Below are 21,938 nucleotides of genomic sequence, written 5' to 3' on the forward strand. Positions count from 1 at the left end.
AGAACGACATCTCGGACATGGCTTCGCCCGGCGCCGGACAAGGCAAGATCGGACTGGTGTCAGACGTGCAGTTGATCGAGGTGGGCCCGCGGGACGGGTTGCAGAACGAGCAGACCCTGCTCTCCGTCGAGGAGAAGATCGAGTTCATCGCCCGGGCCGTCGACGCCGGCGTGCGCCGGATCGAGGCGGTGAGTTTCGTGAACCCCAAACGCGTACCGCAGATGGCCGGCGCCGAGGAGGTCATGGCCGGGGTGCCCCGCGTGGACGGTGTCTCCTATATCGGGCTCGTCCTCAATCGTCGTGGTCTCGACCGCGCTCTCGCCTCCGCGGTCGACGAGGTGAACGCGGTCGTCGTGGCCACCGAGGCGTTCAGCCGCCGTAATCAGGGCTGCAGCGTCGAGGACACCGTTTCCGCGGCCGTCGACGTGGTGCGCGACGCGCGCGCGGCCGGCCTCGCGACGACGGTGACCATCGCGGTCGCGTTCGGCTGCCCGTTCACGGGCGAGGTCGACCCGCGCCGGATCTCCGACATCGTGGCGCGGTTGACCGATCAGGCCGCCCCGGACGAGATCGCTCTCGCCGACACGATCGGCGTCGGGGTCCCGGCGCAGGTCCGCGATCTCGCCGCCCGCACGGCGGAGCGTGCGCCCGGTATTCCACAGCGCTGGCATTTCCACAACACGCGGAACACCGGTTACGCGAATGCTCTCACCGCGCTCGATTCGGGTGCCGGCGCCATCGACGCCAGTGTCGGCGGATTCGGTGGGTGTCCGTTCGCGCCCGCGGCGACCGGCAACATCGCGTCCGAGGATCTCGTCTACGCACTCGATCGGTCCGAGGTCATCACGGGTGTCGACATGCAGGGGCTGATCGACGCCGCCGCGTGGCTGGGCCGTGCCCTCGACAAGGATGTCCCCGCACTCATCGGACGTGCCGGAGCATTTCCGGCCGTCCGCGGAGACGGGGACATCTGAGCGGGACCCCATCGGTGCGAACGCACCGGTGGGAAACCCTTCGCCGACTATCCGGTGGTGTGGACGATCAGCACGTCGCACGCCGACTTGCGGGCCACGTCGGCGGGGACCGATCCGAGGAGCCGGCCGGCGATCGAATTCAGGCCGCGATTGCCCACGACGAGAAGATCGGCCTTGACGTCGCTCACCAACTGCAGGAGGGCGTCGACCGGGGCACCCTTGACCGGGCGCTGCACCACGTTCGACGCACCGGCCTTGGTGGCCCGTTCCTTCGCGGTTCGCAGGATCTCCTCGGTCGGCGTCGATCCGGTGACCTGGTACGCCTCGTCTTTCAGGACATCCGCGGCGTCGCCGGCTCCGCGCTCGTTCGGGAAGTACGCGCACGCGATCACCAACTGAGCGTCGCCCGCGAGTGCACCCGCACGCTCCACAGCCTTCATCGACGACTCGGAGCCGTCCGTTCCGACGACGACGGTTTCGTAAGAGCTCATCCCAACCTCTCGACATGAATTCGCCTCGCTGCCCATCAGCGAGGCGTCATCGCGTATACCCACAATGCAGGGGTCCTGCACGGGGACATTAGTGTGCCACGGGCGCGTCTGTCCCCCGTTCGTGGTGATCGGCACATCGTGAACCCGACGCTGCCACGCTGAACGGACGTCACTTGATCCCGGCCGCGTCCATCCCTCGCATCTCCTTCTTCAGATCGGCGATCTCGTCGCGGAGTCGTCCGGCGAGTTCGAACTGCAGATCCCGAGCAGCACTCATCATCTGGTCGGTGAGTTGCGACACGAGGTCGGCGAGCTCGGCGCGGGGCATCATCGACACGTCACGCTTCTCGATGACCCCCGAACTACCGGCCTTCGACACCTCACCCTGTGCGCGGCGTCCGCGGCTGGAGTTGCGTCCGGAACCACCGACCGCCACGGCCTCGTCCTCGGCTTCCTTGTAGACCTGGTCCAGGATGTCGGCGATCTTTTTGCGCAGCGGCTTCGGATCGATGCCGTTCGCCTTGTTGTACGCGATCTGCTTCTCCCGACGCCGCTCGGTCTCGTCGATGGCGTTGCGCATCGAATCGGTGATCTTGTCCGCATACATGTGGACCTCGCCGGACACGTTGCGGGCCGCGCGACCGATCGTCTGGATGAGCGACGTTGTGCTCCGCAGGAAGCCCTCCTTGTCGGCGTCGAGAATCGCCACGAGCGAGACCTCGGGCAGGTCGAGGCCCTCGCGGAGCAGGTTGATGCCCACCAGGACGTCGTAGTCACCGGAGCGCAGCTGGCGGAGCAGTTCGACACGACGCAGGGTGTCGACCTCCGAGTGCAGGTACCGGACGCGGATACCGAGTTCGAGCAGGTAATCGGTGAGATCTTCGGCCATCTTCTTGGTCAGGGTGGTCACCAGGACGCGCTCGTCGCGATCGGTTCGCTCACGGATCTCGTGGACCAGATCGTCGATCTGGCCCTTGGTGGGCTTCACCACGACCTGCGGGTCCACGAGTCCCGTCGGACGGATCACCTGTTCGACGAACTCGCCGTTGGACTGGCCCAGTTCGTACGGCCCGGGAGTCGCGGACAGATACACGGTCTGTCCGATGCGGTCGACGAACTCGTCCCATGTGAGCGGTCGGTTGTCGACCGCCGAAGGCAATCGGAATCCGTACTCGACGAGGTTGCGCTTGCGCGACATGTCGCCCTCGTACATGCCGCCGATCTGGGGCACCGTCACGTGCGACTCGTCGATGACGAGGAGGAAGTCGTCCGGGAAGTAGTCGATGAGCGTGGCCGGCGCGCTCCCCGCGGCTCGACCGTCGATGTGGCGCGAGTAGTTCTCGATGCCCGAGCAGAACCCGACCTGACGCATCATCTCGAGGTCGTAGGTGGTGCGCATGCGAAGACGCTGGGCCTCCAGCAGCTTGCCCTTGCCCTCCAGCTCGGCGAGTCGTTCCTCGAGCTCGCGCTCGATGCTCGCCATCGCCTTCTCCATGCGCTCGGGCCCGGCAACATAATGGGTGGCCGGGAAGATGCGCAGCGAGTCGACCTGGCGCACGACGTCACCGGTCAGCGGATGCAGGAAGTACAGCGACTCGACCTCGTCGCCGAAGAACTCGATGCGCACAGCCAGTTCCTCATAGGACGGGATGATCTCGACCGTGTCCCCGCGCACCCGGAAGCTGCCGCGGGTGAACGACATGTCGTTGCGCGTGTACTGGACGTCGACGAGCAGACGCAGCAGGGCGTCTCGATCGATCTCCTGACCGACCTCGATCTCGACGGACCGGTCGAGATAGGACTGCGGCGTACCGAGGCCGTAGATGCAGGACACCGAGGCGACGACGACCACGTCGCGTCGCGACAGCAGGCTCGACGTCGCCGAGTGACGTAGGCGCTCGACGTCGTCGTTGATCGACGAGTCCTTCTCGATGTAGGTGTCGGTCTGCGCGATGTACGCCTCGGGTTGGTAGTAGTCGTAGTACGAGACGAAGTACTCGACGGCGTTGTTGGGCAGCATCTCGCGCAGTTCGTTCGCGAGCTGCGCCGCGAGCGTCTTGTTCGGCGCCATCACGAGCGTCGGGCGCTGGACCTGCTCGATGAGCCAGGCCGTGGTCGCCGACTTTCCGGTGCCGGTCGCGCCGAGGAGGACGATGTCCTTCTCCCCGGCCTTGATCCGGCGGGTGAGGTCTTCGATGGCGGCGGGCTGGTCGCCGGCCGGTTCGTACTCGCTGACGACCTGCAGGCGGGCATCGGTCCGCTCGATCTCGCCGACCGGCCGGAACTCCGAGTGCGCGATGACGGGGCGTTCTGCTGCAAAAGCCATAGTGCCAGGGTAAACGCGACCTATGACATCGATGTTCCCGCGGACCGGCGTCCGACGAGCGCGGCGACGAGCACGACCGCCGAGCACAGCGGGATCGGCTGGCCGACGACGACGAACACTCCGACGTCGGCGAGGACCGCGACGGGTGCCGCGACCCGGACCGCCGGGCCCGGAACCGGCGCCGTGCCGCGGGACCGGCGCGGCACGCGCGACCACGGTTTCGCGATCGACAGCCAGCCCTGGAACGCGATCAACGTGGCCATCAGGACCGTCGACGCGAGCAGGCCGGCCGACGCGACTTCGCGGGCGCGCGCCGCCGAGTCGAGAGCTGGTGAGAGCACCGCGATCCCGACGACGAGCTGGCTCACCGTGATCGCGAACTTCACGAGGACCCACCAGTGGAGGAAGAAGCCCCACGGCGTCGTGGCGGACAACAGGAATCCCGACATCGCGGACACATTGGCAGAGACCACCAGGACCGTGGTGTCGAGGACGTGCGCGGCGACCGCGCCCCCGTCCCCGGGACTCAGCATCAGAACCGCCATCGCGAGCGCCTGGCTCATCCAACAGACCGACGAGAGCACGTGTATCCACAACAGCACGTGCCGTGCGCGCTTGACGGTCGGCCGCGCTGTGATTCGTTCGCGGGCCACAGCACGGCCCCGTTCGGCGACGAAAGTCCTCATGTTCCGACCATCCCGCGGACCGGCGGTCGGACGCATCGGTGAGAACTCGGGCTTTCACCCTGAGATCGTCGGTGAGGCTGTCTAGATTCAGAGCATGACGAGCGATGGCGGGCGCACCGCCGACCCCGGGTCAGCACCGCACCCGCTGCACCCGCCGAAACGCGAGGTCTTCGACGTCCCGGCGATGACGAACACCGACAACAAGGGATTCGTCCGGGAGGTCGAGGAGTATCGCGTCACCGACTTCGGGCTGTACATGTCGCGCCACGCTCCCGGGCACCCCAGATTCGACCACCTGGAGTCATGGCTGCTACCCGCTTTGGGGTTGCGCGCCAACATCTTCCACTACCAGGGCGGCTACCGCGAAGGGCAGCGCCTGTACCTGGATGTGGGCCGGTTCGCCGGCCCCGACGACGACGGCCGGTGGCATGCCGAGGACTGGTACCTCGATCTCGTCGACGTGCCGGGCACCCCTCCCCTGCTGCTCGACACCGACGAGCTGCTCGAGGCCCACCGTGACGGTTTGCTCGACACCGCGCAGTGCGTCGAAGCCGTCGAGATCGCCACGCGTGCACTCGTCGGTGCGGCGGAACACGGCAACGACATACAGGCCTGGCTCGACGCCGCGGCGGGTGGCGCGGTGGCCTTTCGCGACCACGACCACCGTCGCCATGGCCAGGCCGGTAGATCAGTACGTCGGTAGCACGAAACAGGATCCGTTACGGATGAAGTCCGGGAGCTGGACGCCGGTGCCCACCGTGACCGCCCTCGACTTCTCGACTCCGTCGAGGGTCGCCTTCAGCAGGTAGCGGCCCGGCGTCGACGGCCGCCACTTGGGCCGGATCTCGACACTCGTGGGCTTCTGGTCGTAGATCGTGACCGTGCGCCCGGCGCCCACCAGGGTGACCTTCAGATTCGACTTCGCCGAACGCGGATCGCTGACGAGAACCGACAGTGTGTAGGAACATCCCGCGCCGTACACCCCGTAGTTGAACGAGCCGTTGGCCGACGAGCCGTAACCCGGAAGAGTGTCCACCGCGATGCCCTGCAGCGCCGCCTCCGCCGGCGCGGCCAGCGCCACGCTTGCGCACGCAACTGCACCGAAAGCTATTGCGCCACTGGCAATCCGCGCGCGACTCCGACTTCCCCGACCGACCATGCTGTGCTCCACTCCTGGGCTTCGTCCTCAGCGACCACCCCCACCGCGGGGGCGTGCGACTCACAAGTTAGCAGCGGACGGGGCAGCATGTGCCGATTTTGGTAACGTTTGTAGTCAGTTTTTGTGCCAACCGCCGGTCAGCGTGTCACGACCCGCACCGTGGCCGGCCGCCCCGGGTCACACGACCCGTACTGATCCGGTCCGGCCGGTGCGAATCCACCGTCGGCGAGACGATCCGCCAAGCCCTCCGCGGCGCCGGCGTCACGTGCGGTCACCCGCAACTCGACCGTCGCCGGGTCGACGATGTCGACCGCGGTGGCCAGTTCGCCGGCGAGCGCCCACAATCGGTTCACCAGACGCGCGGACGGACCATTGGGATTCGGTTCTGCTGCCACGAGTCCGGGCACCGACTCGGCGACGCGACGCTCGCGGACGTTCAACTCGAGCGGCACGAGGCGCTCGTCCCAGACCCGGGCGGCCGATGCCGCCAGTTCCTCGGGGGCGCCCGAGTTGTCCAGCCATACGTCGGCCACGGCACGACGCTGCTCGTCGGTCGCCTGCGCGGCGATGCGGGCACGGGCATCGGCCTCGGCAACACCCCGCATGGTCGTCAGCCGGTGCAACCGCACGTCGGCCTCGGCGAACACGATCACGACCAGATGGAAGAACGGCGCCGTGTGGTTCTCGACCAGCAGCGGGATGTCTTGCACCACAATTGCGTCGGCCGGTGCGTCGTCGAGCATGGCCTGAGTCCGCGCCCCGATGAGCGGGTGGGTGATGCCGTTGAGCGTCAGCCTCGACTCGTCGTCGACGAAGGCCTTCGCCGCGAGAGCCGGACGATCGAGACTCCCGTCGGCGGCCAGGATGTCCGGACCGAACGCCTCGACGAGCGCAGCCAGACCCTCGGATCCCGGCTCGACCACCTCCCGGGCGACCTTGTCCGCGTCGATGATGTATGCGCCCCGCTCGACGAACGTCTTTGCCACAGTCGATTTGCCGGCCCCGATGCCACCGGTCAGCCCAAGCCTGATCACGCCCACCAGTCTGACAAATCCGTCTGCGACACGTTGGAAGGCCCCCGCAGACACGAGAGACCCCGTCTCGCGCGATGACCCTCAGCGGGTCACGACGTCGAGACGAGGTCTCCTCGGGTTGATGGATCAGCCGGTGACGGCCGCCAGTTCGATGGTCTCGTGCGGCAGGTCCGCCTCGCCGACCTTCTCGTTCTTGTTCAGATCGACGGCGACGATCTTCTTGGCCGCCGGGTCACTGACGTAGGCGATGCCCTCCTGCACCACGACGTTCGGCATCGGGGACTGCCACTCGTCGGGTTCGGTCCATGCGCCGATGGCGGGGATCGTGGCGGTCTTCGCGGCCGTGTTGGCGTCGAAGACGTGTAGGGCACCGTCGGTTCCCAGGATCACGGCGGACCCGCCGGGACCGCGCTCGATGGACCGGAAGCTGTAGGAGGTGCCGAGGTCGACGAGCCGGAGCTGACCGGTGCGGGTGTCGGTGAGCGAGAACCGGGTCGGCCGTTCGAGTTCGGCGTCCGGATCGGACTTGTAGTCACCGAGGATGATCGGGGACTCCTCGCTGCCGGCCTGGTTGCCGATGCGGCCGTACTCGTCGGGGCTCTCGACCTTGCGGATGTCGTTCCCGTTCACGATGAGCAGTCCGTCCTCGCAACCGAAAGCGAGGACTCCGTCGGCGCCGGCGGCCTCACCGTGCACGCCCGGGCACTGGTCGTTGCGCACGATCTCCTTGCGCTCGGGGTCGAGAATTGCAATCCCGCTGCGCGAGTCCTCGTTTCCGACGGTGACGACGACCGTGCCGTCCTCACGGAACACCGCGACCCCGTGATGCGGCTCGGGAAGTGTGAACGAGGTCGACGCCGGGTTCCCGCGCAGGAGCTCGGCGGGCTCGACGATGTCGACCTGGCCCGTGCCGTCGGTGAAGAGGGCGATCCGGGAGTCGTGCGGCACAACGTGTCCCGGCTCTTCACCGCCGAACGTCATGTCGGTGAGGGCCGGTGTCGTCGTGTAGTAGTGACCATGGTCGCCGTGTTGACGCGTCCAGGTACCCATGTCGAGAACCCGGAACCCGTCCGACTCCGAGACGAACACATTACGGCCGTTGTCGGCGCTGTTGAGTCGGATGAAGCCGTCGATCGGGAGGTCGGCGACCTGCTCCAACGACTCCGCGTCGAGGACCAGGATGCCGCCGTCGTAGCTGAGCGCGAGGCGCGGCGTGGCGCTCTGCTGCTCGACGGCCGCGGCCGAGCTGGAGGCGGGCGCGGATTCGCTCGAATGCTCGCTCCCGCAGGCGACGAGCGCGAACGACGCGGCGGTGAGAAACGCGAGAGAGCGGGTCAGTTTTGTCCGTTGTGCAAACACCCGAACAGTGAACATGGATATGAAAATCATTGTCAACAACGCATGGGATGGTGACGGCCCGCAACGGCCGCTCCTCACGAACCCCCGGCATCAGGACAGCATTGGCCGCAACCCGTCGAGCACGCAGGCGAGTCCGAATTCGAAGGCGTCGTCGGGGGCGCCGGGCGCCTGATGGATCTCTCCGACCGCACTGCCGACCCGATCCGACAGGGGGTACGCACCATCGGGGATGACCGCCGCGAGTTCAGGACCGACGATCTCCCACCATCGCGCGTCGCTCATCCCGGATTCCTCGGCGGCCGTCCGCTCCCCGACCGCCTCGCGGGCGTTGCCGGCCACGAAGGCACCGAGCAGTGCGATGATGTGGTCTCGCTGCACATCCGAGATGTCGGTCGACTCGAGCAATTCGAGCTGCCGCTCGTACCGGGCCAGACGGTGCGGGCCCAGCACCTGGCGCCACGGCGAGGTCGCCAGCAGCCATGGGTGGTCGAGACACTCGGCACGCAGTGCGCGCGCGACTTCCGCCAGGGACTCGACGACGGTCGGCGCCGGCCCGGGCATCGGAGTCCGTGCCGTCACGTGATCGATCATGAGCGCCACCAGCACATCACGCGTCGGCACGTAGGTGTACAGACTCATCGGCCCGACGCCCAGTTCGGCGGCCAGGGCGCGCATCGAGACCGCAGCGAGCCCGCGCTCGTCCGCGAGGTCGATCGCCGCCGTCACGATGTCGTCGACCGATACCCGCTGCCGCGGCCCCCGCCGCGGGCCGACGTCTCCGGCCTCGGCTCGCCAGAGCAGTCGGACCAGCGTGCGTGCATCATCTGAGGTCGACACAGTGACGCCTTTCCCGTACGGTGTACCGAGTAATAATCCCGTACACCGTACCAAGAGGAGTGTCCGCTGCCCACTCAGGCCACGTATCTGCCGGACCTGCACCAGTTCGCGCTCTGGTCTTCCCACCAATCCGACGCCGGGAACCTATCGGACAGCTGCCGTCTCGCGGTCCCTGACGGCCGCGACCTCGTCGTTCGCGACGTCCGCTGCGAACTCGTCGACCCCCCGGCACTCCTGGCCGCGTGCGACCAGGGTGATCCGAGCCGAGTCGCGGAGTCGGTCGAAGCGTGGCGACGCACACTCGCCGGCGACTCCGCGACACCGCTGCCGCTCGCCGCACACGCCGAGATCGATCCCACCGGTACGGCGATGACGACTGCGGACTTCGCCCGTACAGCGCTGCAGGAGTGTCTCGCCGCCGAGGACATACTGCGAGACACTCTGCGAGCCCACCTGCGGCCGTATCAGATTCGCGGTATCGCCTGGCTGGCCCGGACCGCGGAGGTCACCGGCGGTGCCGTGCTGGCCGACGAGATGGGACTGGGCAAGACCGTCCAGGCGATCGGACTGCTGACGCTTCGGGCGCACAAGGGACCACAGCTGGTCGTCTGCCCGACCAGCCTCGTGACCAATTGGAGTCACGAGGTGGCCCGCTTCGCGCCTGATCTGAACGTGTACACCGGCCCCCTCGAGCATGCGCCGGACGGGCCCGGTTCGATCACCGTGATCTCCTACGCGAGACTGCGACTGAGCATCGCCGATGTCCGTCGATTCGACTGGGCCACAGCCGTGTTCGACGAGGCGCAGGCCCTGAAGAACCCGCGCACCCAGGTGTCACGCGCGGCGCGCACCGTCGGCGCCCGGGCTCACGTCGCGTTGACCGGCACTCCCATCGAGAACAGTCTCGACGACCTCTGGGCGATTCTCCGGGTCGTCGCGCCCGCACTGTTTCCTCACCGGGCGGTGTTCCGGCGGCGCTTCACCAAAGCCGTCGACGACGGCGACGCCGGCGCGCTGCGACGACTTCGGGTGGCGGTCGCGCCGGTGATGTTGGCGCGCACCAAGTCCCGCGTGGCGTCGGCGCTGCCGCCGAAGATCGCCAATCCGGTGCTCGTCGATCTGACCGACGAACAGGCGCAGCTCTACGACGCTCACCTCGCGCGCGTGGAAGACACCGGCTTCGGCGACGGATTCGAACGACACGGACGGATTCTCGCCACACTCACCCGGCTCAAGCAGATCTGCAACCATCCCGGCCTCGTCACCGGCGACACCCGGGTGCTCGCGGGACGCTCGGGCAAGCTCGACGTGTGCACGGAGATCCTCGGCGACAACCTGCGTACCGGCTCCCCCACGCTCGTCTTCACCCAGTACCGGGAAACCGGTGAACTCCTCGTCCGGCACTTCGCCGAACAACTGGCGGTCGACGCACCGTTCTTCCACGGCGGTCTCTCGGCGAGCCGTCGCGACGAACTCGTCGCCGCCTTCCAGTCGGGCGATGGCCCCGGTCTGATGGTCATGAGCCTCAAAGCCGGCGGCGTCGGACTCACCCTCACGCGCGCCTGCGACGTCATCCACTTCGACCGCTGGTGGAATCCGGCGGTCGAGGCCCAGGCGTCCGACCGCGTGCACCGAATCGGCCAGGAACGTCCCGTCACGATCACCACCTTGACCTCGGCCACATCCCTCGAAGAGCACATCGATCGCCTGCACCGGCGCAAGTCCGTGCTCGGCGCGCACGCGGACGACACGTCCGCTCTCACCGAGCTGACCGGCCTCGACGACCAACGGTTGATGGACATCCTGCGGCGTCACCGGGAGGCGCGATGACCAGCACTCCTGCCGAATTCGGGTTCACCCGCTGGGGCGCCGAGATCGTCCGGCTCGCCGAGCCGATCTCGGCGCGTGGCCCCAACGCCTCGGCGCCACGAGCCCGCAGTGTCGCCCGCAACGGCGGCGTCACGCTCACCGTCGACGGACGTTCGGTCAGCGGTCTGGTGCAGCGTGGCGGCGAGGCGTCGATGGCACACCTCGAGTTCGATGCCATGTCCCCGGCCACCGCGACGACGCTGCGGGAGGTGCTCGGCGAGTCCACCGAACCGACCGACTACATGCATCGTCGCCTCATCGAAGCGGCGTCGTGGTCGTCACCGGTTCTCGAGGTCGCCGACTGCTCCTGCCGCGCCCGCGGCGACCGGTGCCTGCACATCCTCGCCACGCTTTATGCCCTCGCCGCGGCCGTCGATCGAGAGCCCTCGCTGGCCCTCCGCCTACGCGACTTCGAGGCACGGCTCAGCGGAGTCGCCGGTGGCGCGGACCACCCGGATGGACCACCGAGCCGGATGCCGCTGCGGTGGGCGGCTCTGACGACCTTCGACGCCCGCGATTATTGGAGTACGGGGCGTCGGACCGGGCCGCCCGACTGACCGCCGAGTGTGAGAACGAGAGAAGCCCTCCCGGTTTTCCCGGGAGGGCTTCTTCATGGTGCTCGGTGAGCGAGGCGTGTCAGGCGTTGCCCGACAGCTTCTCACGCAGTGCGGCGAGCTGCTCGTCGCTGGCCAGCGAACCGCCGGCCGACGATCCGCCGGTCGAGCTGCTGCTCGACGACGATCCGCCGCGGCTCTCCGACGCCGACGAGTAGTCGGTCGGGGCGTTGGCGGCCTCTGCGGCAGCAGCGGCGAACTTCTCCATCTGGGCGGTGTGCATCTTGTGGCGACGCTCGGCCTCGGCGTACCGGGCCTCCCATGCCTCACGCTGCTTCTCGAAGCCTTCGAGCCACTCGTTGGTCTCGGCGTCGAAGCCCTCGGGGAAGATGTAGTTGCCCTGCTCGTCGTAGCTGTCGGCCATGCCGTACTTCGAGGGGTCGAACTCCTCGGTGTAGTCCTCGTTGGCCTGCTTCAGGCTCAGCGAGATCCGACGACGCTCCAGGTCGATGTCGATGACCTTGACCATCGCGTCGTCACCGACGGCGACGACCTGATCCGGCACCTCGACGTGGCGCTCGGCCAGCTCGGAGATGTGGACCAGACCCTCGATGCCCTCGTCGACCCGGACGAACGCACCGAACGGCACCAGCTTCGTGACCTTGCCCGGCACGATCTGGCCGATGGCGTGGGTGCGGGCGAACTGGCGCCAGGGATCTTCCTGAGTTGCCTTGAGCGACAGCGACACACGCTCGCGGTCCAGATCGACGTCGAGGACCTCGACGGTGACCTCGTCGCCGACGGCGACGACCTCGGACGGGTGATCGATGTGCTTCCAGGACAGCTCGGAGACGTGGACCAGACCGTCGACGCCGCCGAGATCGACGAACGCACCGAAGTTGACGATCGAGGACACGACGCCCTTGCGGACCTGGCCCTTCTGCAGCTGGTGCAGGAACTCGCTGCGGACCTCGGACTGGGTCTGCTCGAGCCATGCGCGACGCGACAGGACCACGTTGTTGCGGTTCTTGTCGAGTTCGATGATCTTGGCCTCGATCTCCTTGCCGATGTACGGCTGCAGATCGCGGACGCGGCGCATCTCCACGAGCGATGCCGGGAGGAAGCCGCGCAGGCCGATGTCCAGGATCAGGCCGCCCTTGACGACCTCGATGACGGTGCCCTTGACGGCCTCGTCCTTCTCCTTGAGCTCCTCGATGGTGCCCCAAGCCCGCTCGTACTGCGCACGCTTCTTGGAGAGGATCAGACGGCCTTCTTTGTCCTCCTTGGTGAGGACCAGGGCTTCGACCTCGTCACCGACGTTGACGACCTCATTGGGGTCGACGTCGTGCTTGATCGACAGTTCGCGAGAAGGGATGACGCCTTCGGTCTTGTAACCGATGTCGAGCAGAACCTCGTCCCGATCGACCTTGACGATGGTGCCTTCCACGATGTCGCCATCGTTGAAGTACTTGATCGTGGAGTCGATGGCGGCGAGAAAGTCCTCGGCAGTGCCGATGTCATTGACGGCTACTTGCGGCGAGGTGATCGTGGGGGACGACATATGTTGAGTTGCTCCGGACAGGTGTGTAGTAGGTACGATTCTGCAAAGCTCTGTTGATCGACACCACCTGGACCGGCCTGTCACCGGTCAGGGCAGGTGCGAACCGCGCGTCATCGGGCACACGCGCGTGTAGAAGCCTACTCCAGCGGCATTGTGCTGGGCAAATGGCTCGTCGCACGAGGCCGCCAGGACGTGCGGCCCGGCGGAAAATGAGACGATCCCCACGTGGCGCACTCACTCGAACTCCTCCTCGACGACTCGTCCGACCAGCAGGTTCGGGCCGAATGGGACGCCCTCGCCGCAGCCGGACTCCCCCATCAGAGTCGCGTCGCGTCGCCGACGAATCGGCCACACGTGACGCTGGTGGCCGCGTCCCGGATCGACGGGAACGCCGATCCGGCACTGGCCGCGGTCGCCATGCGTCTGCCGGTGGGCATGCGGCTCGGCGCTCCGATCGTCTTCGGCGGTGGCCGACGATCCACGCTCGCGCGGCTCGTGGTGCCGTCGAGCGAACTACTGTCGGTCCACGCCCAGGTCTCGCGGCTGTCCGCCGAGTTCGTCGACCCCGAGCCGGCCGACACGGCGACAGCCTCGACCGATGGTCGCCGAATGCCGTTCGCGCACACCACTCCCGGGCAGTGGACCCCGCACGTCACCCTCGCGCGGCGGATGGACGCCGAACAGCTCGTCCGCGCCTTCGACATCCTCGACATACGCGCCGAGATCGTCGGCGAGTTCACCGCACTGCGACGCTGGGACCCAGATGCGGGAACCGACGTCGTGCTCGCGGGGCGGGCCTGCTGATCGCGCTGCGGAGTCAGACGGAGGAGCCGCCGTTCCCCCGTCGGCCCGGCAACGCGCCGAGTAGCCGACGAAGCCGGGAGTCCGGACGGAACCGCGGGCAGGACCGCTCGCCGCAGAGCGCGCAATCCGTACCCGTCCGGTAGTGCTCGTGAGCCGATCGGTCGTGACCGCATCGGCAAGTCTGGTCGCCCACGGCGCTCAGGTTACCCAAGCAGGGTCTTCGGACCCGGGGTCGTCGAAGGTTGTGACCCACGTCGTCGCCACGGCGACGAGCGCGTCCCACCGGCACCGGGTGAAGAACTCCGAGATCACGATGAGAGTGACTTGAGAGCCCACGGCCCGATGATCTGGGCATGACCGAAACACTGAGATCCTCCACCGACCGACCAGCACCGAGCGCCGACGAGTTCGCCGAACGACTCTTCGGTTCGACGCTCGCCGCCGCCGAGACCATGAGCGTGTACCTCGGCGAGCGCCTCGGGTGGTACCGATGCCTGGCCGAATCGGGACCCCTCACCGCCGACGGGTTGGCCGAACGAACCGACACCAACGCACGCTATGCCCGGGAATGGCTGGAGATGCAGAGCGCCTTCGGCATTCTCGACGCGGACCTGACCACCCGGCCGCACACCTTCGCGATCTCGCCGGGCGTCGCCGAGGTACTCACCGACACCACCAGCCTGTCGTACCTCGGCGCCCTCCCCCGCATGTTCGCAGCGTCGGCACGCCATCTGCCGGAGTTGCTCGATGCCTACCGGAACGGTGGGGGCGTGAGCTGGGAAACCCTGGGCGCCGACGCGCGAGAGTGCCAGGCCGATCTCAACCGGCCCTGGTTCGACGCACGCCTCGCGCCCGCGCTGGCGGGTGTCGAAGCCCTGCACGAGCGGTTGTCCCGGCCCGGGGCGCGGATCGCCGACGTCGGGTTCGGAGCGGGCCACTCGACCATCGCACTCGCGCGGGCCTACCCGGAGGCCACCTTCATCGGGCTCGACGTCGACGAGGCGTCGGTACGGATGGCCCGTGCGCATGCCGAGGCGGCGGGTGTCACCGACCGCGTGACGTTCCTCGTCGCCGACGGCGACGAGGCCGCGGCGCACGCCCCGTTCGACGCCGCCTTCGCGTTCGAGTGCCTACACGACATGCCGCGGCCGGTCGAGGTCCTCGCCGCGGTCCGGCGCGCACTGGCGCCCGGAGCTTCGCTGATCGTCATGGACGAAGCCGTATCCGACGAGTTCGACGGTCCCGCAGACGATCTCGACAAGATCATGTACGGGTTCTCGTTGCTGGTGTGTCTGCCGGACTCGATGAGTTCACCACCGTCCGCGGCCACCGGCACGGTGTTCCGACCGTCGACGCTGCGTCGGTACGCGCACGACGCGGGTTACGCGGGCGTGACGGTCCTACCCATCGAGGACTTCAGCTTCTTCCGCTTCTACGAGCTGACGACCTGACCCCGCCGGTGCGCGCCCGGCCCGCAACGAGGTGACGGCGACGTCGACGACATCGGACGGAGCCGTGGCGGCACCGGTCGCGACGAGATCGTCCGTCACCGCCTCGCCCAGCGCGGCTCGGATTCGATTCTCGACGGAACCAAGTCGCCCGACGTCGTTCCCGAACGGATCGGACCCGGCCACCTCGTGTGCTCGCCGGGTGGCACCGAGGATCAGAGCGGCCTGTTCGCACCGCCCGAGATCGACCAGGACGTCGATCACAGAGCGCAGGGTCACCCACTGATTCGTCCAGTTTCCCGCTTGCCGAAAATGCTCGAGCACCTCCACGTACGACCGGGCGGCGGCGTCGGTTGCGCCGGAACGGGCCTCGATCGACGCCCGCGACGCCATCGCCACCCCGAGCAGATACCGGTCACCGTGCCGGCGCGCGGACTCGATGGCACCCTCGAGGAGTTGCCGCGCCCGCCCGGGATCGGCGTCGAGCAGACACTCGCCGGACACGTAGCGACACCAGGCCGCGACAACGTCTTCACCCGCTGTGGCACAGGCGATCTCGAGGGACCGCGCAGCCGGGTACGCGTCCTCGCCGCGGTAGGCGCGGATGAGCAGTGCACTGATGTCGGCCATGTGCGCCGCCCCCGGCATCCCGGCCGCCAGTGCGAGTTCGCGGAACGTCCGCGCGTCGTCGAGCGCAGTGTCGAGATCCCCCTGAAACAGGCCGATGTCCACGAGCATCATGTGGAGGTAGACGCGGACCGACGGGTCTGGGCCGGCGTCGAGGCCCCGGCGCGTGCACCGCCGCGCGGTCGGCAGGTCGCCATCGAAGCGGGCACCGCCGGCCGACACCGCCCACACCGCGGACCCGAGCGACGAGTCGTCGTGACGGTCGATGAGCATCCGCGCCCATGCGGTGACCTCCGGACTCATGGTCAGTTCGAGGAAGGGGATCGACCCCTGCAGGATCGTGTCGGCGAGAGCGGGATCGTGAACACTCGCATGGTCGATCGCCTGCCGCACGTCATCGAGCCGTTCATCGATCAGGCGCGCGGCGTCGAGGTGTCCGCGACCGTAGACCTCGCACCCCAACGGACCGAGCCAATCCGCGACCCACGCGGTGTGCGCACACCGCGCACCGTCGAGGGCGTCCCGACTCGCCAGTGCATCGATACCGAAGGCACGCAACGTCTCCAAGAGGAGGTAGCCCCCCGGATCGACCGACACCATGCACGCGTCGACCAGTTCGGCCATCGCATCGGCCACGTCTTCGCGGTCCAGCACTCCCGTCGCCGCGGCCAGGAACTCCGCATCGTCGAGTCCGAACCGGGAGGGGAAGATGCTGAGGACGTCGAACAGACCACGCGCCGAGTCGCTCAGCAGTCCATAGGACCAGTCGACGAGTGCGTGCAGGCTCCGGTGCCGGGGCGCGATCCCGCGCGGACCGCGCAGGACCCGGAAACGCCAGTGCAGTCGGTCGACGAGCACTGCCGGCGGTATCGCGCGCGCCTTCGTCGCCGCGAGCTCGACGCCGAGCGGCAGGCCGTCGAGCCGTCGGCAGATCTCCGCGATCGCCGGCGCCGTTGCTTCGTTCAGCTCGAAGCGTGGATCGCGTGCCCGGGCACGGACACAGAACAGCCGGACGGCATCCGACGACTCGATGGCGGCGGGCGCCGCATCCACGTCCGGCACCGGAAGTGGATCAAGGGAGATGATCTGTTCGGCGGCAATTCCCAGCGGCACCCGCGAGGTCGCGAGCACCGTGACATCTGGGCACCGATCCTGCAGCGCGACAACGAGTTCGACCGCTGCCTCGAGGACGTGCTCACAATTGTCGAGCACGAGCAGTCCGCGTCGACCGGTCAGCGCGCCGGTGACTGCGTCCAGGGCCGCGACATCGCGACGCATCGACAGGCCCGTCGCCGAAGCCACCAGGTGCACCACCGCGTCGCGGCTCGCGACCGCTGCCAGTTCGGCGAACCAGACGGGACGGTCACTCGCCGACCGGACATGGTGCCGGACTAGCGCCGTCTTGCCGACACCACCGGGGCCGAGGACCGTGAAGACCCCGCGTCCCCGCACGGTTGCCGTCAGGCCCGTCAGGTCGGCATCCCGGCCTATCAGCTGGCCCGAATCATGGCTCGCCGCGCCGATTTCGGTATGTGGTACCGCGCCTGTTCCGGCCGGCCGCCGATCCCCGCGGACGCGGCGCGGCGGCGGGGCCCCGTCGAGGATGCGGGCATGCAGTTCGCGGACCGACGGGGCCGGGTCCGTGCCGAGGTCCTCCGCGAGGCGTCGATGCAACCGTTGGTAGGCATCGAGCGCCTCGGCCGCGCGATCCGTCCGCCACAACGCCGCCATGACCCTGAGGTGGAGCCCCTCGCGATAGGGATGATCATCGGCGAAGGGCAGCAACCGGACATAGGCGTCTTCCGGACGGCCGAGGGTGACCAGGGCATCGGCAGCTGTCTCCGCGGCCAGGACACGCCGTTCGAGGAGCGCCCCGACCTCCGGCTGCGCCCAGGCACAGTCGGCGAACTCGCCGTATGGCGTTCCATGCCACAGACTCTCGGCCTGGTCGAGCAGATCGACAGCCAGCTGGGGCTCCACATCCACGACGGCGACGGCCCGTGCCACGGTGTCGTCGAAGAGCAGTGCGTCGACATCGGTCCGATCGACGAGGAGCGTGTACCCGGGCGCGGTCGTGACGACTCGCAGACGGCCGTCGACCTGACGTCGCCGCAAGGTGGTTCGTAGTCGGAAGACGAGGTTGTGCAGGGCCGACTCCGGGGTGGCCGGCGGCGCGTCGGCCCACAGGATGTCGGTCAGCCAGTCCACATCGGCCACCGCATTCGCGCGCAATGCCAGGGCGGCGAGCAGACAGCGGAGGCGAGGGGTGCCGAACTGCGGTCGGGACACACCCGCGTCATCCGGTGTGTCCACCGGACCCAGCAGAGTGAGACAGACCATGGCCTTATCATCGCAGGATGTCCCCCAACCAGGCGGAATCCGAACAAACCACATCGAACGGCCCGGGGTCGAGCCGTCCCCCGAGGATCCTCGGCGAGGTCGACTCCGCGACCAGTGACCGTGCCAGCCGGTGGTGGTGGGATCACGACGCGGAGAACTATCACGTCGAGCACGGCGACTTCCTCGGTGCCCATGCCGCGGGCGGAGATTTCGTGTGGTGTCCGGAGGGTCTACGCGAGGCCGATGTTCGGCTCCTGGGGGACATCGAGGACCAGGACATCCTCGAGATCGGCTGCGGTTCGGCGCCCTGCGCCCGATGGCTGGCCGCGCACGGCGCGCGCGCAGTCGGCGTCGACCTGTCGCGGCGGATGCTGGGCATCGGACTCGACGCGATGGCGGCGGAAGGCGTGCGTGTCCCGCTCGTCCAGGCGACCGCCGAGACCCTGCCCTTCGCGTCCGCGTCGTTCGACGCCGCGTGTTCGGCCTTCGGCGCGGTACCGTTCGTCGCCGACTCGGCCGGCGTGATGAGCGAGGTCGCACGAGTCCTGAAACCCGGGGGGCGTTGGGTTTTCGCCGTCAACCACCCGATGCGCTGGATGTTCCTCGACGATCCCGGGCCGGAGGGCCTGACCGTACGGATCCCCTATTTCAACCGCACGCCGTACACCGAGACCGATGCCGACGGAACGTTGACCTACGTCGAGCACCACCGCACCATCGGTGACCGTGTTCGCGAACTCCGGGCCGCCGGGTTCGTTCTCGACGACATCATCGAACCCGAGTGGCCGGACGGTTTCGACCGCACCTGGGGGCAATGGAGCCCGTTGCGCGGCAGCTACTTCCCGGGAACAGCCATCTTCTGCAGCCACAAGCCCGACTAGCGGCGCTCACAGCAGCTTCGACAAGAACTCCCGGGTGCGCTGTTCTCTCGGATCGGCGAGGACCTGACGAGGGTTCCCCTTCTCCACGACGACGCCGCCGTCCATGAACACGAGCTGGTCGGCGACCTCCCGGGCAAAACCCATCTCGTGCGTGACGACCAGCATGGTCATGCCCGACGCAGCCAGCTCACGCATCACCTTCAGTACATCGCCGACGAGTTCGGGGTCGAGCGCCGAGGTGGGTTCGTCGAACAACATGAGTTTGGGGTCCATCGCGAGCGCACGCGCGATGGCGACACGCTGCTGCTGGCCACCCGACAGCTGGGCCGGATAGGCGTCGGCCCGGTCGGACAGGCCGACCCGGTCCAGCAGGTAGCGGGCTTTGTCGACCGCCTCCGAACGCGACTGACGCTTCACCTGCATCGGCGCCTCGATCACGTTCTCGAGGGCCGTGCGGTGCGGGAACAGATTGAAATGCTGGAACACCATGCCGATGTCGCGTCGCTGGGTCGCCGCGTCCTTGGCACTCATCTCGTGGAGCTTGCCGTTGCGTTCCCGGTAGCCGATCAGATCACCGTCGACGTAGAGCCGGCCGGCGTTGACGACTTCGAGGTGGTTCACACAGCGGAGAAACGTGGACTTCCCCGATCCCGACGGACCGATGAGACACAGCACCTCGCCGCGCGCCACCTCCAGCGAGATCCCCTTGAGGACCTGGACCGAACCGAAGCTCTTGCAGACCCGGTCGGCCACCACCATCGGCGGCGGCGATCCGCCGGCGGCCGGTGCGGCCGTGTCTTCTGCGGGACTCATGCCTTCTCTCCCCCTGCCGGCCCGGCGGCGCCGCCGGGCGCCGTGGCCGCGCCGTCGGCCATCGTCTTGAGTTGCCGCGCCGTGAGCTGCCGGGTCGCGCCCTTCGCGTAGTAGCGCTCCACGTAGTACTGGCCCACCATCAGGACACTGGTGATGACGAGGTACCACGTGGACGCGACGAGAAGCAGCGGGATCGGCTCGAAGATCACGCCCGAGATGTCCCGCTGACGTCCGTAGAGGTCGAGGGTGAGCGGCACCGCCGCCACCAGGCTCGTGGTCTTGAGCATGCTGATCAGCTCGTTGCCGGTGGGCGGGATGATCACCCGCATGGCCTGGGGCAGCACCGTTCGTCGCATGGTCTGCGCCCACGACATACCCAGTGCCACCGACGCCTCGGTCTGCCCCTCACCGACCGAGGACACACCCGCGCGGACGATCTCGGCCATGTACGCGGCCTCGTTCAGGCCGAGTCCGATGACCGCGAAGAGGAACGCGGCGTTGAGCGTCTGGATGTCGAGCGACACGAACTGGTGCACGAACGGTATGCCGAGGTCGATCTGCTTGTAGATCGCCGGGAACAGGCCCCAGAAGACCAGCTGCACATACACGGGGGTGCCGCGGAAGATCCACAGATACACCCACGATGTGCCGCGCAACACCGGGTTCGGGCTCAACCGCATGATCGCGAGGACGACGCCGAGCACGATGGCGATGGTCATCGACAGCAGGGTCAAAGCGAGCGTGTAACCGACCCCCGACAGGATTCGCGAGTCGAAGAGATAGTTGCCGTACGTGCCCCAGCTGTAGGCCTCGTTGGTGGCGGCACCGTAGACGAACAGTGCGCCCAACACGATGATGATCACCGCCGCGACCCACTGTCCGGGACGACGGAGCGGAACCGCCTCGATCGGTTCGGGTTCGCCCGGCGGTGACGCGGCGGTGCTGTGCGGTGACGTCATGTCAGCTCACCGCGCCGTTGATGACGGAGACATCGATCATGCCCTCCTCGAGGCCCCAGTTGGCCGCGATCTCTTCGTACTGTCCGTTGTCCATCAGGTACTGCACGGCCCGCTGCAGTGCGGGCGCGAGCGGTGAGCCCTTCCGCACCGGCCACCCGTACGGCGCGGAATCGAAGACCCCACCGGCGGGCTTCAGCCGGTCGTCGGTGCGTTTGATCGCGTAGGCCGTGACCGGTGAGTCGGCCGACATCGCGTCAACCCGACCCAGGATCAGTGCGTTGACGGCCTCGTCCTGGCTGTCGAACCGGACCTTGTCGATCGCCGGTTTGCCCGCAGCGACGCACGCCGCGCTCTTGGCGGGAACCTCGTCGGTGTCCTCGTAGGTGGTTGTCTGCACCGCGACTCGGAGGCCGCAGGCGTTGTCGGGGTCGATCTCGTCGTCGTTGTCGCTCGCCTGCGCCCACTGCACGCCCGCGCTGTAGTAGGTCACGAAGTCGACCTGCTTCTCGCGCTCGATGGTGTCGGTGAACGACGACATCCCCAGCTGGTAGGTCCCGGCCTGCACCGAGGGGATGATGGTGTCGAACTGGGACTCCTTGTAATCGGGTACGAGTCCGAGCACCTTGCCGACGGCGTTCATCAGGTCGACGTCATAGCCGATGATCTTTCCCGACGCGTCCTTGAACTCATTCGGCTGGTACGGGATGTTGACCCCGACGATCAGGCGTCCGGTGCGCGCGATCTCCGGTGGGACCAGCGCCGCGATCTCCGGCACGGCCTCGACGTCGACGTCGATCGGGACGACCTGACCGGCGCGCTCCCGCGCTTCGTTGTCCACGCATCCGGTCACGACGACCAGGACGGCGAGCAGGACGCCGAGCCAACGAGCCACCCGCGTCACACCACTACCCTTCGTCCGGCCGATCGCACCAACTCACTGTAGTTCGCCCGCCGCACCCCGGCTCGCCACCCACCGTTCACGCGTGTAGCGAGCGCCTCACCACCTGCTCCCTGAGCAGCCTATGAGGGTTGTGTCAATGGGGTCCTGTGATGGGTGTGGGCGTGGGGGTGTGGCCCGGCGGCCGGTGGCCTGTCGGGATGGGTGTGTGGGTGGGTTCGAGCGGGCCGGGGTCGTGCCGGGCGCGGGCTCTACCTAGCGTTCAAACGGGTTGCTACCCAACAGCCTTCATTCGAGCTTGGTTCGCGCCGGGGGTGG

The 21,938-nt window shown here is 67.8% G+C and carries 19 protein-coding genes; 7 read left to right on the forward strand and 12 right to left on the reverse strand.

Translation table 11 applies throughout. The features are described 5' to 3' along the window. Nucleotides 1-56: 56 nt before the first annotated feature. Nucleotides 57-974, forward strand: a complete 918-nt coding sequence (locus KB201_RS22795) for a hydroxymethylglutaryl-CoA lyase (RefSeq protein WP_211540604.1) — start codon at nucleotides 57-59, stop codon at nucleotides 972-974. Between the two features lie 47 nt (nucleotides 975-1,021). Here KB201_RS22795 and KB201_RS22800 read toward each other — a convergent pair whose 3' ends face one another. From KB201_RS22800 to KB201_RS22810, 3 genes are all read right to left on the reverse strand, one after another. Beyond that, complete coding sequence (locus tag KB201_RS22800) at nucleotides 1,022-1,465, reverse strand: universal stress protein (protein ID WP_058251858.1); 444 nt, start codon at nucleotides 1,463-1,465, stop codon at nucleotides 1,022-1,024. Nucleotides 1,466-1,634: 169 nt separating this feature from the next. Next, nucleotides 1,635-3,791 (reverse strand): excinuclease ABC subunit UvrB, encoded by a 2,157-nt coding sequence (gene uvrB, locus KB201_RS22805; RefSeq protein ID WP_058251857.1) that lies wholly within the window; start codon nucleotides 3,789-3,791, stop codon nucleotides 1,635-1,637. A 20-nt stretch (nucleotides 3,792-3,811) separates the two neighbouring features. Continuing rightward, the gene (locus KB201_RS22810) at nucleotides 3,812-4,477 is read right to left on the reverse strand and encodes a hypothetical protein (RefSeq protein WP_211540588.1); all 666 of its coding nucleotides are present in this window, start codon (nucleotides 4,475-4,477) and stop codon (nucleotides 3,812-3,814) included. A 94-nt stretch (nucleotides 4,478-4,571) separates the two neighbouring features. On the opposite strand from KB201_RS22810, the gene KB201_RS22815 reads away from it, so the two are divergent. Then, a complete protein-coding gene (locus tag KB201_RS22815; protein WP_065632394.1) occupies nucleotides 4,572-5,180 on the forward strand; it encodes a DUF402 domain-containing protein in 609 nt (202 codons plus the stop codon). Here the strand turns inward: KB201_RS22815 and KB201_RS22820 are convergent. The 4 genes from KB201_RS22820 to KB201_RS22835 all read right to left on the reverse strand — a co-directional run bounded on the left by KB201_RS22820 (nucleotide 5,166) and on the right by KB201_RS22835 (nucleotide 8,866). Further along, nucleotides 5,166-5,636 (reverse strand): hypothetical protein, encoded by a 471-nt coding sequence (locus KB201_RS22820; protein ID WP_065632416.1) that lies wholly within the window; start codon nucleotides 5,634-5,636, stop codon nucleotides 5,166-5,168. The genes KB201_RS22815 and KB201_RS22820 overlap by 15 nt on opposite strands. A gap of 137 nt (nucleotides 5,637-5,773) precedes the next feature. Beyond that, nucleotides 5,774-6,670 (reverse strand): dephospho-CoA kinase, encoded by an 897-nt coding sequence (gene coaE, locus KB201_RS22825; RefSeq protein WP_211540589.1) that lies wholly within the window; start codon nucleotides 6,668-6,670, stop codon nucleotides 5,774-5,776. A gap of 126 nt (nucleotides 6,671-6,796) precedes the next feature. Next, nucleotides 6,797-8,029 carry a zinc metallochaperone AztD gene (aztD, locus tag KB201_RS22830; RefSeq protein ID WP_211540590.1) on the reverse strand — a complete coding sequence of 411 codons (1,233 nt, stop codon included), beginning with the start codon at nucleotides 8,027-8,029 and terminating at the stop codon, nucleotides 6,797-6,799. A 90-nt stretch (nucleotides 8,030-8,119) separates the two neighbouring features. Further along, nucleotides 8,120-8,866: a TetR/AcrR family transcriptional regulator gene (locus KB201_RS22835; protein ID WP_211540592.1), complete on the reverse strand. Its 747-nt coding sequence runs from the start codon at nucleotides 8,864-8,866 to the stop codon at nucleotides 8,120-8,122. Between the two features lie 369 nt (nucleotides 8,867-9,235). On the opposite strand from KB201_RS22835, the gene KB201_RS22840 reads away from it, so the two are divergent. Together KB201_RS22840 and KB201_RS22845 are read left to right on the forward strand one after the other, a co-directional pair. After that, on the forward strand, nucleotides 9,236-10,696 hold the full coding sequence (locus tag KB201_RS22840) for a DEAD/DEAH box helicase (RefSeq protein WP_249146357.1): 1,461 nt from the start codon (nucleotides 9,236-9,238) through the stop codon (nucleotides 10,694-10,696). Then, complete coding sequence (locus KB201_RS22845) at nucleotides 10,693-11,292, forward strand: SWIM zinc finger family protein (RefSeq protein ID WP_211540595.1); 600 nt, start codon at nucleotides 10,693-10,695, stop codon at nucleotides 11,290-11,292. The genes KB201_RS22840 and KB201_RS22845 overlap by 4 nt, the downstream gene beginning before the upstream one ends. Nucleotides 11,293-11,371: 79 nt before the next feature. Here KB201_RS22845 and rpsA read toward each other — a convergent pair whose 3' ends face one another. Beyond that, nucleotides 11,372-12,850, reverse strand: a complete 1,479-nt coding sequence (gene rpsA, locus KB201_RS22850) for a 30S ribosomal protein S1 (RefSeq protein ID WP_058251851.1) — start codon at nucleotides 12,848-12,850, stop codon at nucleotides 11,372-11,374. A gap of 225 nt (nucleotides 12,851-13,075) precedes the next feature. Between rpsA and KB201_RS22855 the strand changes: the two genes are divergently transcribed. Together KB201_RS22855 and KB201_RS22860 are read left to right on the forward strand one after the other, a co-directional pair. Continuing rightward, on the forward strand, nucleotides 13,076-13,654 hold the full coding sequence (locus KB201_RS22855; protein ID WP_211540597.1) for a 2'-5' RNA ligase family protein: 579 nt from the start codon (nucleotides 13,076-13,078) through the stop codon (nucleotides 13,652-13,654). Between the two features lie 353 nt (nucleotides 13,655-14,007). After that, the gene (locus KB201_RS22860; protein ID WP_211540599.1) at nucleotides 14,008-15,105 is read left to right on the forward strand and encodes a trans-aconitate 2-methyltransferase; all 1,098 of its coding nucleotides are present in this window, start codon (nucleotides 14,008-14,010) and stop codon (nucleotides 15,103-15,105) included. Here the strand turns inward: KB201_RS22860 and KB201_RS22865 are convergent. Next, the gene (locus KB201_RS22865) at nucleotides 15,055-18,069 is read right to left on the reverse strand and encodes a BTAD domain-containing putative transcriptional regulator (protein WP_249146359.1); all 3,015 of its coding nucleotides are present in this window, start codon (nucleotides 18,067-18,069) and stop codon (nucleotides 15,055-15,057) included. The two genes, KB201_RS22860 and KB201_RS22865, sit on opposite strands and share 51 nt — an antisense overlap. A 17-nt stretch (nucleotides 18,070-18,086) precedes the next feature. Between KB201_RS22865 and KB201_RS22870 the strand changes: the two genes are divergently transcribed. Beyond that, nucleotides 18,087-18,950, forward strand: coding sequence for a class I SAM-dependent methyltransferase (locus KB201_RS22870; RefSeq protein WP_068971358.1), 864 nt, complete (start codon nucleotides 18,087-18,089; stop codon nucleotides 18,948-18,950). A gap of 6 nt (nucleotides 18,951-18,956) precedes the next feature. Here the strand turns inward: KB201_RS22870 and KB201_RS22875 are convergent, their stop codons facing one another. Genes KB201_RS22875 through KB201_RS22885 form a run of 3 tightly spaced genes read right to left on the reverse strand, consistent with a single transcriptional unit; the run spans nucleotide 18,957 to nucleotide 21,623 of the window. After that, nucleotides 18,957-19,763: an amino acid ABC transporter ATP-binding protein gene (locus tag KB201_RS22875; protein ID WP_272498183.1), complete on the reverse strand. Its 807-nt coding sequence runs from the start codon at nucleotides 19,761-19,763 to the stop codon at nucleotides 18,957-18,959. Continuing rightward, nucleotides 19,760-20,722 carry an amino acid ABC transporter permease gene (locus tag KB201_RS22880; RefSeq protein WP_211540601.1) on the reverse strand — a complete coding sequence of 321 codons (963 nt, stop codon included), beginning with the start codon at nucleotides 20,720-20,722 and terminating at the stop codon, nucleotides 19,760-19,762. Before KB201_RS22880 ends, KB201_RS22875 begins: the two co-directional genes overlap by 4 nt. Nucleotide 20,723: 1 nt before the next feature. Then, on the reverse strand, nucleotides 20,724-21,623 hold the full coding sequence (locus KB201_RS22885; RefSeq protein ID WP_058251845.1) for an ABC transporter substrate-binding protein: 900 nt from the start codon (nucleotides 21,621-21,623) through the stop codon (nucleotides 20,724-20,726). Nucleotides 21,624-21,938: the final 315 nt, after the last annotated feature.

The sequence above is a fragment of the Gordonia sp. SCSIO 19800 genome (assembly GCF_018132775.1).
Classification (GTDB): Bacteria; Actinomycetota; Actinomycetes; order Mycobacteriales; family Mycobacteriaceae; genus Gordonia; species Gordonia hongkongensis.

What these genes read in the sequence shown, in the direction of transcription:
- KB201_RS22800 (WP_058251858.1), bottom strand. Translation starts at nt 1,465, where the DNA reads ATGAGCTCTTACGAAACCGTCGTCGTCGGAACGGACGGCTCCGAGTCG.
- uvrB (WP_058251857.1), bottom strand. Translation starts at nt 3,791, where the DNA reads ATGGCTTTTGCAGCAGAACGCCCCGTCATCGCGCACTCGGAGTTCCGG.
- KB201_RS22810 (WP_211540588.1), bottom strand. Translation starts at nt 4,477, where the DNA reads ATGAGGACTTTCGTCGCCGAACGGGGCCGTGCTGTGGCCCGCGAACGA.
- KB201_RS22815 (WP_065632394.1), top strand. Translation starts at nt 4,572, where the DNA reads ATGACGAGCGATGGCGGGCGCACCGCCGACCCCGGGTCAGCACCGCAC.
- KB201_RS22820 (WP_065632416.1), bottom strand. Translation starts at nt 5,636, where the DNA reads ATGGTCGGTCGGGGAAGTCGGAGTCGCGCGCGGATTGCCAGTGGCGCA.
- KB201_RS22840 (WP_249146357.1), top strand. Translation starts at nt 9,236, where the DNA reads ATGACGACTGCGGACTTCGCCCGTACAGCGCTGCAGGAGTGTCTCGCC.
- KB201_RS22845 (WP_211540595.1), top strand. Translation starts at nt 10,693, where the DNA reads ATGACCAGCACTCCTGCCGAATTCGGGTTCACCCGCTGGGGCGCCGAG.
- rpsA (WP_058251851.1), bottom strand. Translation starts at nt 12,850, where the DNA reads ATGTCGTCCCCCACGATCACCTCGCCGCAAGTAGCCGTCAATGACATC.
- KB201_RS22860 (WP_211540599.1), top strand. Translation starts at nt 14,008, where the DNA reads ATGACCGAAACACTGAGATCCTCCACCGACCGACCAGCACCGAGCGCC.
- KB201_RS22865 (WP_249146359.1), bottom strand. Translation starts at nt 18,069, where the DNA reads ATGGTCTGTCTCACTCTGCTGGGTCCGGTGGACACACCGGATGACGCG.
- KB201_RS22870 (WP_068971358.1), top strand. Translation starts at nt 18,087, where the DNA reads ATGTCCCCCAACCAGGCGGAATCCGAACAAACCACATCGAACGGCCCG.
- KB201_RS22875 (WP_272498183.1), bottom strand. Translation starts at nt 19,763, where the DNA reads ATGAGTCCCGCAGAAGACACGGCCGCACCGGCCGCCGGCGGATCGCCG.
- KB201_RS22880 (WP_211540601.1), bottom strand. Translation starts at nt 20,722, where the DNA reads ATGACGTCACCGCACAGCACCGCCGCGTCACCGCCGGGCGAACCCGAA.